Raw genomic sequence first — 17278 nt, 5'->3', positions numbered from 1 at the left:
ACCATAAGCACAGCTTACGATCAAATGGGGCGGATACTCTCTTCATCCAGGTCTGCGTCGAAGAAACGGCGCAACGTCTGAATGTTATTATCCGCAATAATCGACTCACGCGCCTGCGCGAGTTTCTCTTCATAAATTGCCTGACGCCACTCGAGCGGTGTTCGCTCCGCCGGATTATCGTCTTCAACGATGGTCAGTTCAACCGACGAGCCCGTTAAGGCGCTTAACGCCTCGGCTAACTTTTGCTGCGCGCCGCTGGAATTGAGGTGCCGCTGCGTGGAACGCAGGTGTAAACACACGGTATTGCCGTTTTCCTCTTTCCACGCGTTTAACGCGACCTGCTCCACCAGTTTTGGCAGTGAAAGCTGGCTCACCTGCGCCGCCCACGGGTCGCGCTCAATCGCTTCCGCCGCCAGTTTGGCCGCCAGCTCCGGCGTTTTTTCATGCTCCAGCGCTTTTTTCAGCGCTTTTGGCGTGGCGACAACCTCTTTCACTTCAGCAACCGGATTGGTTGCCTTCCAGCGATAGGCTTCTTTCTTCGCGGGCGTCTTTTCCAGCGCAGAAGGTGCCGGACGCGCCTGAACACGTTCGGACACGGAGGCCAGTCTTTCCAGCGCAGCATTATTCACCGGCCGCGCGCGGGTAGCGGCTGCCGGTTCACTCTTTTTTGCTTTGGTTGCTCCCTGAGCACGCTGCAGTTGATTACGCGCCGCCAGTACCTGACTGGTGGATTCCGGTAACGGAGCCTCAGGTGCCTGATGCACAGGAGCAGCGTGTTGTGACATCGGTGTCGGGGTCACGATTGCTGTCGGGGCGACCGGCGCAAAAGCGGGTTGCGAAACCTCAGGCTCCGGGAGCGGCATACGCGGGTGGAACGCCAGCGCACGCAGCAGCGTCATTTCAACGCCCATCCGCCGGTCCGGCGCATAAGGCAGCTCTTTACGACCGATCAACAGCGTCTGATAGTAGAGCTGAATATCGGTTGGCGGCACGACCCGCGCCAGTTCACGCATGCGCTGTTCAATAGCCGCCATGTCGCTACCGAGCGCCGCTGGTGAAAGCTGTACCATCGCAATGCGGTGCAGCAGGCCCAACATCTCAACCAACAGCGCTTCCCATTCAATCCCCCGCGCGGCCGCCTCGTTTACCAGCGACATCACACGCTCGCCGTTGGCTTCCACCACAGCTTCTACAAGAGAAAGCGCCTGGTCGTCGTCCAGGGTACCGAGCATCGCGCTCACCGCCTGATTGGAGACCAGACCGTCGCCGCTAGCGATCGCCTGATCCGTCAGACTCAGCGCATCGCGCAAACTGCCGTCCGCCGCGCGGGACAACAATTGCAGTGCACGCGGTTCATGGCTGATGTGTTCTTCGTTGAGGATATGCTCAAGCTGGTGACGAATTTGATCGACATCCAGCGCTTTGAGATGAAATTGCAGACAACGCGACAGGATCGTCACCGGCAGCTTCTGCGGATCGGTCGTCGCCAGCAGAAACTTCACATGTGCTGGCGGTTCTTCAAGGGTTTTTAGCAGCGCGTTGAAGCTGTGACGCGACAGCATGTGCACTTCATCGATCAGGTAGACCTTGAAGCGACCACGCGCAGGCGCGTACTGAACGTTATCCAGCAGGTCACGGGTGTCTTCAACTTTGGTGCGCGACGCGGCGTCGATCTCAATCAGATCGACAAAACGCCCCTGCTCGATTTCACGGCAGTTATCACACACGCCGCATGGGGTGGCGGTAATGCCGGTTTCACAATTCAGCCCTTTCGCCAGCAAACGGGCGATAGAGGTTTTCCCGACGCCACGGGTGCCGGAAAAAAGATAAGCATGATGAATACGCCCTAACGACAAGCCGTTCGCCAGTGCGGTCAGCACATGTTCCTGGCCGACGACGTCAGCAAAGGTTTGTGGGCGCCATTTTCGGGCTAAGACCTGATAACTCATTGGCAGGCTCTGAAACGCTGGAAGGTGGATTCACGAAGGGGTAATGCTAACACAACCTCGCAGATACAGCGAGGTTGTGTCTCTTGCTAATGCATCAGACGCAGATAGCCTGAATCAATGTCCCGGGAAAGGCACCAGGCTATAGCACGTCAGTCCCTGTTTTTCCAGGCGTTGCTCGCCGCCGAGATCGAACAGATTGATGATAAAGGCCGCATCCGTCACTTCACCACCCAGACGGCGGATCAGTTTTACGGTCGCTTCAATGGTTCCACCGGTTGCCAGCAGATCATCAACCACCAGAACTTTGTCGCCCGGTTTGATGGCATCGACATGAATTTCCAGCTGGTCGGTGCCGTACTCCAGTTCATAGCTCTCAGCGATCGTTTCACGTGGCAATTTACGCGGTTTACGCACAGGAACAAAGCCAACGTTCAGGCCCAGAGCTACCGGCGCGCCAAACAGGAAGCCGCGCGCTTCAGTGCCGACGACTTTGGTGATGCCCGCATCTTTGTATCGCTCAACCAGCAATTCAATGCTAAGCGCGTACGCTTTCGGGTCTTCCAGTAAGCTGGTGACATCACGGAAAAGAATGCCCGGTTTTGGGTAGTCGTGAATGCTTTTGATGCTATTTTTAAGAAACTCAAGCTGCTGTGCAGTCGCGGTCATGGATATATGCCTGCTAAGAACGGTGTTACTCACGGCGCAATCATATCGGGTCAAAAGTAACGATTGTATAACCTTTGACCGCCTGCGCCTGTGCTCGAAAACGGTCGAATTTACTGACTGTTGGCAACAATTGCAACAGAGATTATGGTGCTTCAGTGCTTTTGTTGCTTTTCATCAATCACCGGGATCCGCCACAGAAAAATGAGTAGACAGCTTAGAATGGCCAGTAACAGTATCCGGACCCACATCATATTGACCAGCCACAGAGAAACACCGAAGGTTATCAATATAAGGATGATCGCCCGTGGCTTGGCACCAGGAGGCATTGCGTGATGCTGTTGCCAATAGCGAAGGTATCCGCCAAACCACGAGCGATAAAGTAACCAGTCGTGAAAACGCGGCGATGAACGGGCGAAGCACCAGGCCGCCAGCAAAATAAAAGGCGTGGTGGGCAACAGCGGCAGTACAACACCCAATGTTCCCAGCACTACCGCCAGCCAGCCAATAATGATTAAAATAATACGTTGCATAATAAGAGTATCTGGAACACCTGAATGCTACTTTAGCATAACGGTTATCATTTTCATCGGAGTGTTAAATTGAAAACCGACATGCTGTTACAGAAGCTGGAAGAGCAACTCATTAACCTGCGTCAGCGTTGCGCTCCGCAGGCATTGCATGCAACGCTTAGCCCTCGCTTTGACCGTCATCTTTTTCATACACGCAGCACATTGCTACAGGACTATCTGGAGGAAGCCGGAGAAAACCTGACCGCCCTGCGCCATGCTGTTGATCAACAGCAGTTGCCCCAAATCGCCTGGCTTGCTGAACATCTTGCCTCCCAGATGGAAGCGATTTCACGTGAAACCGCCTCGTGGTCACTCAGGGTATGGGACAGCGCCTCTCCGACACTCACCCGTTGGCAACGCAAGCGTGTTCAGCACCAGCAATTTGAGCGCCGTTTGCTGGAAATGACGCAAGAGCGTAAAGCCCTGCTCGCCAGGGCTACCCGTCTGGATGATCAACAGAGATTGCATCGTGAAGTGGAAGCCTATGAGGCACGTCTGGCGCGCTGTCGCCACGCACTGGAAAAAATCGAAAACGTTCTGGCACGTTTAACCCGTTAACACCCGGAGAATCTATGTCGCTTGAAAACGCCCCTGACGAGGTCAAACTGGCCGTTGATTTGATTATGTTATTAGAAGAGCACAACGTCGCACCCGACACGGTGCTGAAAGCGCTGGAGATTATAAAGCGGGACTATGAAAGGAAAACTCAGCAGCTCGCCTCCTCCCAGGAAGGGAGCTGCTGAAAGCAAAAAACGCGTTTAGCCCATCGCTGGCGCAGGTTCGTTGTCTTTGATCTCGCGTTTCACTTCTGTCACCTCATCTCCCTTCTCGTTGCGCAGATGCACTTCAAGCTGGTTAAAGGCGATGTCGATGTTATTTTCACGACACAGACGATCAATCGCACGGTTCAGTTCATCTACCGTATGGCTACGATCGCGCAGTTCACGCACATATAAGCGCAGCTCGTGATCCAGCGTGCTGGCGCCAAAAGTGGTGAAGAAGACGTCAGGTTCCGGATCGTGCATCACTTTCGGGTGTTCCATCGCCGCCTGCAACAGCACTTTTTTCACTTTGTCCAGATCCGAACCGTAGGCCACGCCAATGCGGATCACCAGACGCGTCGTGGTATCCGAGAGTGACCAGTTGATAAGGCGCTCGGTCACAAACGCTTTGTTCGGGATAATCACTTCTTTACGATCAAAGTCGGTAATGGTGGTGGCGCGAATGCGGATCTTGCTTACCGTGCCAGAGAAAGTCCCAATCGTGACCGTATCCCCAATGCGCACCGGGCGTTCGAACAGAATAATCAGACCCGAAACAAAGTTACCGAAGATCTCCTGCAAACCAAAACCCAGACCAACGGAGAGGGCCGCTGCCAGCCACTGCAGTTTGTCCCACGATACGCCGAGCGATCCAAACACCGTCATTGCGCCAATGGCAATAATTGCGTAATTGAGGATCGTGGTAATGGTGTAAGACGCCCCCTGGTGCAATTTTAGCCGCGAGAGGATCAATACTTCCAGTAATCCCGGTAAGTTGCGGATCAGCGCCCAAGCCACCATTGAGGCGATAATGGCAAACAGCAGACTTCCCATGGTGACGTTTTTCACCACCGCCGCGCCCGCTTCCGTACCGTTGTAATGCCAGAGCGTAATGCTATCGAGATAGCTGAACACGGAGATCAAATCAGACCAAATTGCCCAGAACAGCACGCCGAACAGTGCGATCATCAACAACATGGTGATACGCAGCGTTTGCTGGTTGACCTGTTCAAGCGCAATGGTCGGCTCTTCCTGCGGCTCGGCACCTTCTGCGCCTTCTTTGACCAGATTCTGACGACGCGCCAGTGCGCGACGCCAAGCAATACGGCGCGCGGCAACGCTCAATCCACGCAGTACCGTCTGGTACAGCAGGTTCCAGATAATCACCAGATAGACCGTTTCAATCCAGCGGCCAGACAGACGCAGCGTCGTATAGAAATAACCGGTCGCCGTTAAGACCATCAGCGCAACAGGAACGATTGATAACACCGTAATGGTGACCAGTCGCAGACCGTGCGACTCTTTGTCGCGCCAGCTTTCACGGCACATCGGCCACACGAGGAAAGCAATCAATAGCAGGTTCAGGAAAATCACCACCTGACCCAGCACATCGTCCATCAGATGTAGAGGTGAGAGTTCCGCCACCACCGACCAAAAGTTCAGAGGCAGTAGCGCGAGGCTGATACGCACTATCTGGCGGCGCCAGTGGCTGGTCAGTTGCGCTGGCATACCAAAGTGACGTACTGCGACGCCCTCTTTCTCCAGCACTTTCCAGCACAAACCAAACACCAGCCAGAAAAGCGCCATTTTTTTACTGAACGCCCACAGGAGATCGCTGATGTTAAGCTGCATGGTGAGCAGGATCAGGCCAGCAGCGAGGATGACCAGACACACCGGTAAGGCGCGAATCAAATCAATGAAAATCGCTTTTGGCGTGTTGAGCTGGCTGTCATTACGTAACGATCCCACCGCGGCAGCTAATTTCTGCTGGTAGGCTTTGAGCCATTTCAGTCGCCAGCGTATCAGTCCGGCGATCAGCAATAACGGTAATCCCGCCAGAAAAGCAATAAACACCGCAGGCCAGGCCTTTTCCCAGTTTACGGTGATTTTCATCGACTTAAACTGATCTTTCAGCGTCTGCGGGAAGGCTTTAATCCAGTCCCAGTCCATCGGGCGGTTACTGTTAACCCAGAAAATTTGCTGGGTGAGGATCTCTTTCAGGTTTTTGGAGACGCTCATTAACTGCTGTTGGTTGATCTGCAGGTTAATGGCCATCATTAATTGATTGCCCAGCTGTTTGTTCAGCTGATCAAGCAGTTCGCGACGCATTTCGACCACCTGTAGCAGCGCGTCGTGAACCTCTTCATTAATCTCTTTGGTGTGCCCTTCTTCCAGTTTGGCGACAAAGGCATCGCTCTGAAACAGCGCGTCACGCTGTTGGTTGACTTCAAATTGCTCAAGACGTAAATCCGCAATGCGGTTGGTCATGTCTTTCAATTCGTCCGCTGACGGCAGGGTTTGCTGCTGCTGATAAAGGATACGAGACAACAGCAGGCTGCCTTTGAGGACCGCGATTTGTTCCTTAATATTGCGTTCCGACTGCAGCGCGCGGTCAAGCCAGTTTTTGACCTTAATATTTTGCTGCATCAGCGAGTTGCCGTTTTCCGTGGCCGAAATCAGCCGCTGGCTCAGTTGATGGTTGATCTCCAGCTCCTGATTCACCAGCGGGTTCGTCTGGATACGCGCGGTCTCATCCGGGTTGACCGCTTCCTGCGCCGTTTTCTCCGTCAACGTAAGGCGTTTACTGTTTACGGCTTCCTGTAAAAGCTGAAGCTGGTGTTCCAGTCGGTTGCTGTTTGCCGTCACATAATCGCGCTGCTTTTGCAGGGTATCCTGCAACACCGTATTGCCTTCCAGACTCTTGCGCTGTTGATCAATCTGCGCATTGAGCAATGCCTGCTGCGCCTGGAGCAACACTTGCTGGCTTGGGCGCAACGCCGCTTCACCCACATTAGTGCCATCCAGCCGATTACGAATTTGTTGCAGTTGCTGCGAAGCGGTGTACATGGCGTTTTGCACGCGCTCTGGCTGCGTCTGGAGGGAGACGAGTTGGCTGGTATAGGCCGCCAGATCGTTTTGCGCGCTTTGCAATTCATCCAGCAATTGCGCAACACGCAATTCAAGCTGACGCAATGAGAGCGTGCTCAATATTTTTCGCGTTTCATCATCATTGTCGACGTCGCTCAACGCATTGAGCGCATCGGACGCCTGGCGCATTTTTTCCGGAGCCTGCGCCACTTTCTGACGCAACTGAACGGTCTCATCTTTCACCCGCTCAATTTTATCGAGCGTCTCCAGTGTCTCAAGAAGATCCTGCTGCACCAGCTTATCCTGCGCAGTGAGGTCTTTTTGTTTGCTCAGTGCATCTAACTGGCTTTGCACATCGGCTTTCGTCGGCAGGTCACCGTTCGATTGCGCGCGCGCAAAGGCAGATGACTGGCAGGCCAGTAACAGGATGAAGAAAAAAATAGCAATAAAAACAAGATGCTGTAAACGTTTATTTAGCTGCAACATAGTCATGAGAATGAAGGTTTCTGAACCGAAAAAACGACCGAAAATAGCCTGGGCGCCAGAATATCACGGCTCTGGCAGACAAAATAGCAGGATGGAAAGCGTCCAGGAAAAATCCTGGGAATGGTCTCAGGGAGTTTCGCCAGATAACGGTATCCGAAGCGTTGGACAGAATTGATACATCTCCAACAGAATAGCGACATAATCACGCGCCTCCTTTTTAAGGTCAAAGGACTGCGGAGCGAATAACCAGTTTTCCATTATGCCTGAGATATAACTGCGCATTAATATCGCCGCCCGGCGGGTATTAAGATTTTCGGGCAACATTTTAGAATTGATACAATGCATTAGCGTTTGTTCAATGCGATCATAACTTTCCAGACAAATGCTTCGCTGGGTCTGCTGAACAACAACCATCTCCCCAACGAACTCGCATTTATGGAATATAATCTCCATCAGCAACCGTCGGCGCTCTTCTGTCACAGTGGCTTCAAGAAGATAGACTAGAATTTCTCTTAATACTGATAGTGGATCGCCGGGGAATTTTGCCTGATACTCAATCTCAAGCTCACCAATATTGGATTCTGATAGTTCCCAGATTTCGCTTAATAAATCCGACTTGTTTTTGAAATGCCAATAGATTGCACCGCGTGTGACGCCAGCAGCTTTTGCAATCTCCACGAGCGAGGTGGATGATACACCTTGTTGCGAGAACAAACGCAGAGCTACATCCAGTATGTGTTGTCGTGTTACCAGCGCTTGTTGTTTGGTTTTTCGTGCCATATGTTGGTGAATTTACAGGCGTTAGATTTACATACATTTGTGAATGTATGTACCATAGCACGACGATAATATAAACGCAGTAATGGGTTTATGGGCTAGACCATTGATCAATTTGAAATCGGACACTCGAGGTTTACATATGAACAAAAACAGAGGGTTAACGCCTCTGGCGGTCGTTCTGATGCTCTCAAGCAGCTTAGCGCTAACAGGATGTGACGACAAAGAGGCCCAAAAAGGGGGCCAGCAGAAGCCAGAAGTTGGAGTTGTGACGCTCAAAACTGAACCTCTGCAGATAACGACTGAACTCCCGGGTCGCACCAGCGCTTTCCGTATTGCGGAAGTTCGCCCTCAGGTAAGCGGTATTATCCTGAAGCGTAATTTCACGGAAGGCGGTGACGTCGAAGCAGGAGTGTCTCTCTATCAGATTGATCCTGCGACTTACCAGGCAGCTTACGAAAGTGCAAAAGGTGATTTAGCCAAAGCGCAGGCGGCGGCGAACATCGCACAGCTGACCGTTAAGCGTTACCAGAAACTGTTGGGCACCAAGTACATCAGTCAACAGGATTACGATACTGCGCTGGCTGATGCACAACAGGCGAATGCCGCTGTCGTAGCTGCAAAAGCCGCCGTCGAATCCGCTCGTATCAATCTGGCCTACACCAAAGTGACTTCGCCGATCAGCGGTCGTATTGGTAAATCGTCTGTCACAGAAGGTGCATTGGTACAAAATGGTCAAGCCACCGCATTGGCCACCGTTCAACAACTCGATCCTATTTATGTTGATGTAACGCAATCAAGCAATGACTTCCTGCGTCTGAAGCAAGAGTTGGCGAATGGCACGCTGAAGCAGGAGAACGGGAAAGCCAAAGTCGATCTGGTCACCAACGACGGCATTAAATTCCCGCAGTCCGGTACGCTGGAGTTCTCTGACGTGACCGTAGACCAAACCACAGGGTCAATTACATTACGCGCCATCTTCCCGAACCCGGATCACACCTTGCTGCCAGGCATGTTTGTTCGCGCTCGTCTGGAAGAAGGGACGAATCCAAGCGCAATTCTGGTTCCGCAGCAGGGCGTTACTCGTACCCCGCGTGGTGAAGCCAGTGCATTGGTTGTTGGTGCGGATGACAAAGTGGAAACACGTCAAATCGTCGCTACTCAGGCGATCGGCGATAAGTGGTTGGTGACAGAAGGTCTTAAGTCAGGCGACCGCGTGATTGTCAGTGGGCTGCAAAAAGTGCGTCCTGGCGCGCAGGTAAAAGCACAAGAAGTGACTGCTGATAACGAACAGCAAGCCGCGAGCGGAAGCCAGCCTGAACAGTCTAAGTCTTAACTTAAACAGGAGCCGTTAAGACATGCCTAATTTCTTTATCGATCGCCCTATCTTTGCGTGGGTGATCGCCATCATCATCATGTTGGCAGGGGGACTCGCGATCCTCAAGCTGCCGGTCGCGCAATATCCTACGATTGCGCCGCCAGCAGTATCGATCTCCGCGACCTACCCTGGCGCAGATGCCAAAACAGTACAGGACACTGTGACACAGGTTATCGAACAGAATATGAACGGTATCGATAACCTGATGTACATGTCCTCAAACAGTGACTCCACGGGTACCGTGCAGATCATCTTAACCTTCCAGTCTGGTACCGATGCGGATATCGCACAGGTTCAGGTGCAGAACAAACTGCAGCTGGCAATGCCGTTACTTCCTCAGGAAGTACAGCAACAGGGTGTTAGCGTTGAGAAATCATCCAGTAGCTTCCTGATGGTAGTCGGCGTCATTAACACTGACGGCACCATGACTCAGGAAGATATCTCGGACTATGTCGGCGCCAACATGAAAGACGCCATCAGCCGTACGTCCGGTGTGGGCGACGTTCAGTTGTTCGGTTCTCAGTACGCCATGCGTATCTGGATGGACCCGAATAAACTGAACGACTTCCAGCTGACGCCCGTTGATGTGATTTCCGCGATCAAAGCGCAGAACGCCCAGGTTGCTGCCGGTCAGTTAGGTGGTACGCCGCCGGTGAAAGGTCAGCAGCTTAACGCATCAATTATCGCGCAAACGCGTCTGACTTCCGCCGATGAGTTCAGCAAAATTCTGCTGAAAGTGAATCAGGACGGTTCTCAGGTTCGCCTGCGTGACGTCGCGAAAGTGGAGCTGGGCGGCGAGAACTACGACATTATTGCGAAGTTCAACGGCAAACCGGCCTCCGGTCTGGGGATCAAACTGGCAACCGGCGCAAACGCGCTGGATACCGCTGCGGCGATCCGCGCCGAGCTGAAAAAGATGGAGCCGTTCTTCCCGTCGGGTCTGAAGATTGTTTACCCGTATGACACCACTCCCTTCGTGAAGATCTCTATTCACGAAGTGGTGAAAACGCTGGCGGAAGCTATCATCCTCGTGTTCCTGGTCATGTATCTGTTCCTGCAGAACTTCCGCGCGACGTTGATTCCGACCATTGCCGTTCCGGTGGTTCTGCTGGGTACCTTTGCCATCCTCGCGATATTCGGCTTCTCGATAAACACCCTGACGATGTTCGGGATGGTGCTCGCCATCGGCCTGTTAGTGGATGACGCCATCGTGGTGGTCGAGAACGTTGAACGTGTTATGGCGGAAGAAGGCCTGCCGCCGAAAGAGGCCACGCGTAAATCCATGAGCCAGATTCAGGGCGCACTGGTCGGTATCGCGATGGTACTGTCTGCGGTATTTATTCCGATGGCCTTCTTTGGCGGCTCCACTGGTGCAATTTATCGTCAGTTCTCTATCACCATCGTTTCGGCAATGGCCTTGTCGGTACTGGTGGCCTTGATTCTGACGCCAGCCCTGTGCGCCACCATGCTCAAACCCATCGCCAAAGGCGATCACGGCGAAGGCAAGAAAGGCTTCTTCGGCTGGTTTAACCGCATGTTTGATAAGAGTACGCACCATTACACCGACAGCGTAGGCAACATTCTGCGCAGTACCGGTCGTTATTTGCTGCTCTATCTGATCATTGTGGTCGGTATGGCATATCTGTTCGTTCGCCTGCCAAGCTCCTTCTTACCTGATGAAGATCAGGGGGTCTTCATGACGATGGCCCAGCTACCGGCGGGTGCGACACAGGAGCGTACGCAGAAGGTGCTGGACGAAGTCTCGGACTACTATCTGACCAAAGAAAAAGACAACGTTGAATCGGTCTTTGCCGTTAACGGCTTCGGTTTTGCGGGTCGTGGTCAGAACACCGGTATCGCGTTCGTCTCTCTGAAAGACTGGAGTCAACGTCCTGGTAAAGAGAACAAGGTAGAGGCAATTACGGGTCGAGCCATGGGCGCGTTTTCGAAGATTAAAGACGCTATGGTATTTGCCTTTAACCTACCTGCGATTGTTGAACTGGGTACGGCAACCGGCTTTGACTTCCAGTTGATTGACCAGGCGGGATTGGGCCACGAGAAACTGACTCAGGCACGTAACCAGCTGTTTGGCGAAGTGGCTAAGCATCCTGATCTGTTGGTTGGCGTACGTCCTAACGGTCTGGAAGATACCCCGCAATTCAAGATCGACATCGATCAGGAAAAAGCGCAGGCGCTTGGCGTATCTATTAGCGACATTAATACAACGCTGGGTGCCGCATGGGGCGGAAGCTACGTAAACGACTTTATTGACCGTGGTCGTGTGAAGAAAGTTTACGTCATGTCTGAAGCCAAATACCGTATGTTGCCGGAAGATATTAATAACTGGTATGTGCGTGGTAGCAATGGACAGATGGTACCGTTCTCCGCCTTCTCCACTTCTCGCTGGGAATACGGTTCACCGCGTCTGGAACGCTATAACGGCCTGCCTTCAATGGAAATTCTTGGCCAGGCAGCAGAAGGTAAGAGTACCGGTGAAGCCATGGCGATGATGGAACAGCTGGCCAGCAAACTGCCATCCGGTATTGGTTATGACTGGACAGGTATGTCTTATCAGGAACGCTTATCAGGCAACCAGGCCCCTGCCCTGTATGCAATTTCACTTATTGTCGTGTTCTTGTGTCTGGCAGCGCTGTACGAGAGCTGGTCAATTCCGTTCTCCGTTATGCTGGTCGTTCCGCTGGGTGTTATCGGTGCATTGCTTGCCGCCACCTTCCGCGGCCTGACTAACGACGTTTACTTCCAGGTAGGTCTTCTGACAACCATTGGGTTGTCGGCGAAGAACGCGATATTGATCGTCGAATTCGCCAAAGACTTAATGGATAAAGAAGGTAAAGGTCTGATCGAGGCAACGCTGGACGCCGTTCGTATGCGTTTACGCCCCATTCTGATGACGTCTCTGGCGTTTATCCTGGGGGTTATGCCGCTGGTTATCAGCTCCGGCGCAGGTTCCGGCGCGCAGAACGCCGTCGGTACAGGCGTAATGGGTGGGATGGTCACCGCAACCGTTTTGGCAATCTTCTTCGTGCCGGTCTTCTTTGTGGTGGTTCGCCGCCGCTTTAGCCGCAAGAATGAAGACATTGAACATAGTCATTCGGTAGAGAATCACTAATTCATCCTCTGAACAAAGGCCGCGTAAGCGGCCTTTTTATTGGATAAAATTCATAAAAAACGCTTATTGTCAGTTCATTTATTTTCTGTAGTATAAATAAGGCATATAATCCATAGATTGCCAAAGGCTATTCCCGAACTGTTTGGTTATTTCTTATATTCTTATTAATTAAGAAATATTAGGACTATTCCTGGTAGTTTCTACGTTGCAACAAGCAGTGGCCGCAGGTTGTAATGTTAAAAAGGGATAACTTTATGAATTACAAACGTAATAAAGATTTTTCTTCATTCTGTGCCAGTGCATATGACTGCTAAAATGAGAAAACCTGGCTGCAGTGACCTAATTCGCCCTAATTGTAATTTTTCGTAATATGACGATGAAATCTTTTTTAGAGTGGATTATAGTTAAATCATCAGGAGATGAGGGTAAGTTCCAGGTCAGTAAGTTGTATCCATCCCGAAAGGTGTTCGGTTTGTTCAAGCCACTAAGAAGGGGATGCGTTATGGATGAATACTCACCCAAAAGACATGATATCGCACAGCTTAAGTTTCTCTGTGAAACCCTGTATCATGACTGTCTTGCAAACCTTGAAGAAAGTAACCATGGCTGGGTTAACGACCCGACATCGGCGATCAATCTTCAGCTTAATGAACTGATAGAGCATATTGCAACCTTCGCACTTAATTATAAAATTAAGTACAATGAAGACAATAAGCTGATTGCACAGATAGATGAATATCTGGACGACACGTTTATGTTGTTCAGCAGTTATGGCATTAATGCGCAGGATCTTCAGAAATGGCGAAAGTCGGGTAACCGCCTGTTCCGCTGTTTTGTCAACGCCACCAGGGCTAATCCTGTTAGTTTGTCTTGTTAAAAATATTACAATCATAGGTAAGATTTATGTCCGATAAACCATTAACTAAAACTGATTATTTGATGCGCTTACGACGCTGTCAGACTATTGACACGCTTGAACGTGTTATTGAGAAAAATAAATATGAATTATCTGACAATGAATTGGCTGTATTTTACTCAGCAGCAGACCATCGTCTTGCAGAATTGACGATGAATAAGCTTTACGACAAGATCCCCACCTCGGTCTGGAAATTTATTCGTTAATTGGTTATGCATTTTTCAGGGATGACATGCGTGCAATCAGACAGGCTGATTTTCCGTATTTACTGTTAATTCTAACGTTTATTCACGTGAGCAGGATCACACCGGCTTAATGGGAACGTTCCCTTTCAGCATACTGCGTTTTACTGTATTGCGACATTCAGGCAACCCACAGGAGAGCGCATGATGAGTGAAGAAAAACAAAAGATGATTGCTGGCGAGATGTATAGCCCGGCAGACGAGACTTTACGCAGAGACAGCCTGCGGGCGCGTCAGTTAACCCACCGTTACAATCACACCGCGCCTGATGAAAAGCATGAACGTCAGGCAATCCTGAATGAATTACTGGGGCGCGCAAATGGCGTCTGTATCGAACCCTCGTTTCGCTGCGATTACGGCTATAACATTTATCTCGGGAAAGCGTTTTACGCGAACTTCGACTGCGTGATGCTTGATGTCTGCCCCATTCATATCGGCGATAACTGTATGCTTGCACCCGGCGTGCATATCTACACGGCCACACATCCGCTCGACGCCACTGAACGCAACGGCGGCAGGGAATTTGGAAAACCCGTCAGCATCGGAAACAACGTCTGGATCGGCGGACGCGCCGTGATTAATCCTGGCGTGACCATTGGCGATAATGTGGTTGTTGCGTCAGGCGCTGTGGTGACGAAAGACGTTCCGGCAAATGTGGTGGTTGGCGGGAATCCTGCTCGTGTTATCAAAACACTGTAAAGTGAAATGTAACTGTTATGCTAAATTGAGGTTAATCTGTTACTTTTTTCATCCGGTACTCCCTTTTAAAATGGGTTGTTCCCCTGAATGTTGCTGATATCACGAAGGCAAAAGATGACAGAGATACAACGCCTGCTTACAGAAACCATTGACGACCTCAACACGCGTGAAAAGCGCGATAACAGACCGCGTTTTAGCATTAGCTTCATTCGCAAACATCCTGGACTGTTTGTCGGCATGTATATCGCCTGGTTTGCCACGCTGGCAGTGATGCTCCAGTCTGAAACCCTGGTGGATTCCGTCTGGTTGCTGGTGGTCTTGTTTGTATTGCTAAATGGCTTTTTCTTTTTTGACGTCGCGCCACGCTACCGTTATGAAGATATCGACGTGCTGGATTTTAGAGTTTGTTATAACGGTGAGTGGTATAACACACGTTTTGTCCCCTCCTCGCTTATCACTGCCATTCTTCATTCACCGCGTGTAGACAGCGACCATAAAGCGCAATTGCAAAAAATGATATCGCGTAAAGGTGAACTCTCTTTCTACGATATTTTTACGCTTGCACGCCCGCAGGCAACTCCGTAGTCCGAATACAGCCGGAAAAGGTGCGCCCTTCCCTGGAGCGCACCGGGTTCCCTGAAATGTTGGCAAAACGATTAACGTCTTTTTTTACGCCCCTGCACCGCTTTAAAACGCGGATTTGTTTTACAAATCACATAAACGCGTCCTTTGCGTCTGACGACCTGGCAATCCGGATGCCGTTGCTTTGCACTGCGAAGTGAATTCACTACCTTCATCTTATCCCCGCTTTGTTCCAATAAAATGTCCAAAACGTTTCTGGAAACGCGCTGCGCTGCCCTCATTGTCGAACGTTTTCTGTTTTCCGGTGTAGTACGGATGTGATTTGGAGGAAACATCAATCGTGACATACGGATATACCACGCCCCCCAGTTCGATTTCACGTTCGGTTCGGATGGTCGAACCGACATGAAAATATGCATTCACGCTGGTGTCATGAAAAACCACCGTGCGATAAACAGGATGTATATCTGGTTTCATAGCTGCCTCACATTTATGTTATAACATAACAATACTTTATCAGCAGCGACAATTCAACCTTACTAATGAAAAGGGAATTGAACCAGAATGGCGCTTTATCTGGCGATGAAAGACACGTTTTCCCAAAAAATCATAGAATAACGGTATCAACGAAAGGAGATCGTTCACGATCAGATATACTTTGCCTACGCTTCGTAAATAGAGGTAGTAACGTGACAACACGACATCTGGCCAGCCTGGTGACGGGTGTACTTATTTTATCTGTCCTTGTTCCTGTTGGATTAAGCCTTTGGCTGGCACATCGTCAGGTTGAACAGAAATTTATCGAAGAGCTCAATACCTATTCATCACGCGTCGCTTTACGTGCTGATAAAGTCGCCGATCAGGGAAAGCTCGCGCTAAAGGAGATGGAACGCTTTGAGGGCGCACCTTGCAGTAATGAGCATTTACTGGCGATGCGCCGGGTGTCCTATAGCAACCGCTACGTCCAGGAAGTCTTATATCTGGAGAATAACGTTCCCGCCTGTTCATCGCTGGAGCAAAAAAGTCACGCCGCCGCACTGCCTGAACCCGGAGAAATCTCCCGGGACGGCTATCGTGTATGGATAACGTCACAAAATGATTTAGGGATAAAACGTTATATGGTTGCGGTGGGCACCAATCATTATATCGTGATGATTGACCCAGCCTCCTTTATTGACGTGATCCCTTTTAGTTCTTCGCGCATTGATGCGGCCATTATTGGGGAAGCGCATAATATCGTGATCACCAGTAATGATCACCTCAAACCCGAGATAGTTCAACAATTACAGCAAGCCTCTGACCAGTATATGGAGCATGACGGGACTTTCTACAATATTCAGCCTGTTCCGGAAATGCGTATTTCTATTGTTGCCTGGTCTTCCGCGCTTTCACTGCAAAAAAACTGGTATCGTCAGGCCTTTATTTGGCTCCCGGCCGGTCTTGTGATAGGTCTTCTGAGTGCCGCGTTTATTCTGCGCATTCTGCGCCGTATACAGTCGCCCCACCATCGCCTGCAGGATGCCATTCAAAATCGCGATATAAAAGTCCACTACCAGCCTATTGTTTCATTAAGTACCGGCAAAGTTGTAGGCGCCGAAGCGCTGGCCCGCTGGCCGCAAACCGATGGCAGCTACCTTTCACCAGACATTTTTATCGCGCTGGCAGAAGAGACAGGACTGACAGAATCGCTCAGCCATCTGATTATCGACACGGTCTTTGAGGATTTGGGAAAATGGTTGCAACTGCATCCCGGACTGCATATTTCGATCAATCTTGAGTCCAGCGATCTGACCTCGCAGACGCTGCCGTCGCATCTAAGCAAGTTGCTGAATCGGCATCACGTTGCCCCATCGCAAATCGCACTGGAATTGACAGAACGCGAATTTGCCGACCCGAAGACCTGCGCGCCAATCATTACCCAATACCGTAAAGCGGGACACGCAATCTATATCGACGATTTTGGTACGGGCTATTCCAGCCTCAGCTATTTGCAGAATCTGGAAGTGGATATCCTGAAAATCGACAAGTCGTTTGTCGATGCGCTGGAATACAAAAATGTCACGACGCACATCATTGAGATGGCAAAAACCCTCAAACTGGAGATGGTAGCCGAAGGTATTGAGACTCCCCGCCAGGAGAGCTGGTTACGTGAGCACGGCGTGCAGTACGGTCAGGGCTGGCTATACAGTAAAGCCCTGGGTAAGTCAGAATTTATTCTGTGGGCTGAACAGCATCGGTGATGTCAGGGTGGCTGG

General features: G+C 50.9%; 16 protein-coding genes and 1 other annotated feature. Of the genes, 9 read left to right on the top strand and 7 right to left on the bottom strand.

Annotated features, from left to right (window positions below; translation table 11 throughout):
- Positions 1-20 precede the first annotated feature (20 nt).
- The 3 genes from dnaX to NNO04_RS02330 all read right to left on the bottom strand — a co-directional run bounded on the left by dnaX (position 21) and on the right by NNO04_RS02330 (position 3145).
- The gene (dnaX, locus tag NNO04_RS02340) at positions 21-1949 is read right to left on the bottom strand and encodes a DNA polymerase III subunit gamma/tau (protein WP_271443302.1); all 1929 of its coding nucleotides are present in this window, start codon (positions 1947-1949) and stop codon (positions 21-23) included.
- Positions 624-688: a sequence feature (DnaX frameshifting element), on the bottom strand. Its footprint overlaps the gene before it by 65 nt.
- 114 nt (positions 1950-2063) lie before the next feature.
- Positions 2064-2615 (bottom strand): adenine phosphoribosyltransferase, encoded by a 552-nt coding sequence (apt, locus tag NNO04_RS02335; RefSeq protein ID WP_162378913.1) that lies wholly within the window; start codon positions 2613-2615, stop codon positions 2064-2066.
- Positions 2616-2767: 152 nt separating this feature from the next.
- Positions 2768-3145: a DUF454 family protein gene (locus NNO04_RS02330; protein WP_203358638.1), complete on the bottom strand. Its 378-nt coding sequence runs from the start codon at positions 3143-3145 to the stop codon at positions 2768-2770.
- A 69-nt stretch (positions 3146-3214) separates the two neighbouring features.
- Here NNO04_RS02330 and priC point away from each other — a divergent pair, with 69 nt between their 5' ends.
- Positions 3215-3742: a primosomal replication protein N'' gene (gene priC / locus NNO04_RS02325; protein WP_271443301.1), complete on the top strand. Its 528-nt coding sequence runs from the start codon at positions 3215-3217 to the stop codon at positions 3740-3742.
- A 14-nt stretch (positions 3743-3756) separates the two neighbouring features.
- Entirely contained in the window at positions 3757-3927 is a 171-nt protein-coding gene (gene rsmS / locus NNO04_RS02320; protein ID WP_162378916.1) for a pleiotropic regulatory protein RsmS, read from the top strand.
- Positions 3928-3942: 15 nt separating this feature from the next.
- Here the strand turns inward: rsmS and mscK are convergent, their stop codons facing one another.
- Together mscK and acrR are read right to left on the bottom strand one after the other, a co-directional pair.
- Positions 3943-7305: a mechanosensitive channel MscK gene (mscK, locus tag NNO04_RS02315; RefSeq protein ID WP_271443300.1), complete on the bottom strand. Its 3363-nt coding sequence runs from the start codon at positions 7303-7305 to the stop codon at positions 3943-3945.
- A 120-nt stretch (positions 7306-7425) separates the two neighbouring features.
- Entirely contained in the window at positions 7426-8079 is a 654-nt protein-coding gene (gene acrR / locus NNO04_RS02310; RefSeq protein ID WP_271443299.1) for a multidrug efflux transporter transcriptional repressor AcrR, read from the bottom strand.
- Between the two features lie 139 nt (positions 8080-8218).
- On the opposite strand from acrR, the gene acrA reads away from it, so the two are divergent.
- The 6 genes from acrA to NNO04_RS02280 all read left to right on the top strand — a co-directional run bounded on the left by acrA (position 8219) and on the right by NNO04_RS02280 (position 15026).
- The gene (gene acrA, locus NNO04_RS02305) at positions 8219-9412 is read left to right on the top strand and encodes a multidrug efflux RND transporter periplasmic adaptor subunit AcrA (protein WP_271443298.1); all 1194 of its coding nucleotides are present in this window, start codon (positions 8219-8221) and stop codon (positions 9410-9412) included.
- Between the two features lie 22 nt (positions 9413-9434).
- Positions 9435-12584 (top strand): multidrug efflux RND transporter permease subunit AcrB, encoded by a 3150-nt coding sequence (gene acrB / locus NNO04_RS02300; RefSeq protein ID WP_271443297.1) that lies wholly within the window; start codon positions 9435-9437, stop codon positions 12582-12584.
- A gap of 502 nt (positions 12585-13086) precedes the next feature.
- Positions 13087-13461, top strand: coding sequence for an Hha toxicity modulator TomB (gene tomB, locus NNO04_RS02295; protein ID WP_012133514.1), 375 nt, complete (start codon positions 13087-13089; stop codon positions 13459-13461).
- A 26-nt stretch (positions 13462-13487) separates the two neighbouring features.
- A complete protein-coding gene (locus NNO04_RS02290) occupies positions 13488-13706 on the top strand; it encodes an HHA domain-containing protein (protein WP_002892050.1) in 219 nt (72 codons plus the stop codon).
- A gap of 183 nt (positions 13707-13889) precedes the next feature.
- The gene (maa, locus tag NNO04_RS02285) at positions 13890-14441 is read left to right on the top strand and encodes a maltose O-acetyltransferase (protein WP_271443391.1); all 552 of its coding nucleotides are present in this window, start codon (positions 13890-13892) and stop codon (positions 14439-14441) included.
- Positions 14442-14555: 114 nt separating this feature from the next.
- Positions 14556-15026, top strand: a complete 471-nt coding sequence (locus tag NNO04_RS02280) for a YlaC family protein (RefSeq protein WP_271443296.1) — start codon at positions 14556-14558, stop codon at positions 15024-15026.
- Positions 15027-15097: 71 nt separating this feature from the next.
- Here the strand turns inward: NNO04_RS02280 and ykgO are convergent, their stop codons facing one another.
- Positions 15098-15238: a type B 50S ribosomal protein L36 gene (ykgO, locus tag NNO04_RS02275; protein WP_192611404.1), complete on the bottom strand. Its 141-nt coding sequence runs from the start codon at positions 15236-15238 to the stop codon at positions 15098-15100.
- A 1-nt stretch (position 15239) separates the two neighbouring features.
- A complete protein-coding gene (locus NNO04_RS02270; RefSeq protein ID WP_271443295.1) occupies positions 15240-15500 on the bottom strand; it encodes a type B 50S ribosomal protein L31 in 261 nt (86 codons plus the stop codon).
- A 65-nt stretch (positions 15501-15565) separates the two neighbouring features.
- Here NNO04_RS02270 and NNO04_RS02265 point away from each other — a divergent pair, with 65 nt between their 5' ends.
- Positions 15566-17263, top strand: a complete 1698-nt coding sequence (locus tag NNO04_RS02265) for an EAL domain-containing protein (RefSeq protein ID WP_442870724.1) — start codon at positions 15566-15568, stop codon at positions 17261-17263.
- Positions 17264-17278: the final 15 nt, after the last annotated feature.

This window comes from Citrobacter sp. Awk 4, from assembly GCF_028069725.1.
In the GTDB taxonomy this organism is placed as follows: Bacteria; Pseudomonadota; Gammaproteobacteria; order Enterobacterales; family Enterobacteriaceae; genus Citrobacter_D.
The sequence above is the reverse complement of the archived record's forward strand: the minus strand, read 5'-3'. Positions and strand labels throughout refer to the sequence as shown.

Excerpts from the sequence above, each read along its gene's own strand:
- tomB (WP_012133514.1), top strand. The coding sequence starts at position 13,087 with ATGGATGAATACTCACCCAAAAGACATGATATCGCACAGCTTAAGTTT.
- NNO04_RS02330 (WP_203358638.1), bottom strand. The coding sequence starts at position 3,145 with ATGCAACGTATTATTTTAATCATTATTGGCTGGCTGGCGGTAGTGCTG.
- maa (WP_271443391.1), top strand. The coding sequence starts at position 13,890 with ATGAGTGAAGAAAAACAAAAGATGATTGCTGGCGAGATGTATAGCCCG.
- NNO04_RS02265 (WP_442870724.1), top strand. The coding sequence starts at position 15,566 with ATGAAAAGGGAATTGAACCAGAATGGCGCTTTATCTGGCGATGAAAGA.
- acrR (WP_271443299.1), bottom strand. The coding sequence starts at position 8,079 with ATGGCACGAAAAACCAAACAACAAGCGCTGGTAACACGACAACACATA.
- mscK (WP_271443300.1), bottom strand. The coding sequence starts at position 7,305 with ATGACTATGTTGCAGCTAAATAAACGTTTACAGCATCTTGTTTTTATT.
- apt (WP_162378913.1), bottom strand. The coding sequence starts at position 2,615 with ATGACCGCGACTGCACAGCAGCTTGAGTTTCTTAAAAATAGCATCAAA.
- acrA (WP_271443298.1), top strand. The coding sequence starts at position 8,219 with ATGAACAAAAACAGAGGGTTAACGCCTCTGGCGGTCGTTCTGATGCTC.
- NNO04_RS02270 (WP_271443295.1), bottom strand. The coding sequence starts at position 15,500 with ATGAAACCAGATATACATCCTGTTTATCGCACGGTGGTTTTTCATGAC.
- ykgO (WP_192611404.1), bottom strand. The coding sequence starts at position 15,238 with ATGAAGGTAGTGAATTCACTTCGCAGTGCAAAGCAACGGCATCCGGAT.
- rsmS (WP_162378916.1), top strand. The coding sequence starts at position 3,757 with ATGTCGCTTGAAAACGCCCCTGACGAGGTCAAACTGGCCGTTGATTTG.
- NNO04_RS02290 (WP_002892050.1), top strand. The coding sequence starts at position 13,488 with ATGTCCGATAAACCATTAACTAAAACTGATTATTTGATGCGCTTACGA.
- NNO04_RS02280 (WP_271443296.1), top strand. The coding sequence starts at position 14,556 with ATGACAGAGATACAACGCCTGCTTACAGAAACCATTGACGACCTCAAC.
- dnaX (WP_271443302.1), bottom strand. The coding sequence starts at position 1,949 with ATGAGTTATCAGGTCTTAGCCCGAAAATGGCGCCCACAAACCTTTGCT.
- acrB (WP_271443297.1), top strand. The coding sequence starts at position 9,435 with ATGCCTAATTTCTTTATCGATCGCCCTATCTTTGCGTGGGTGATCGCC.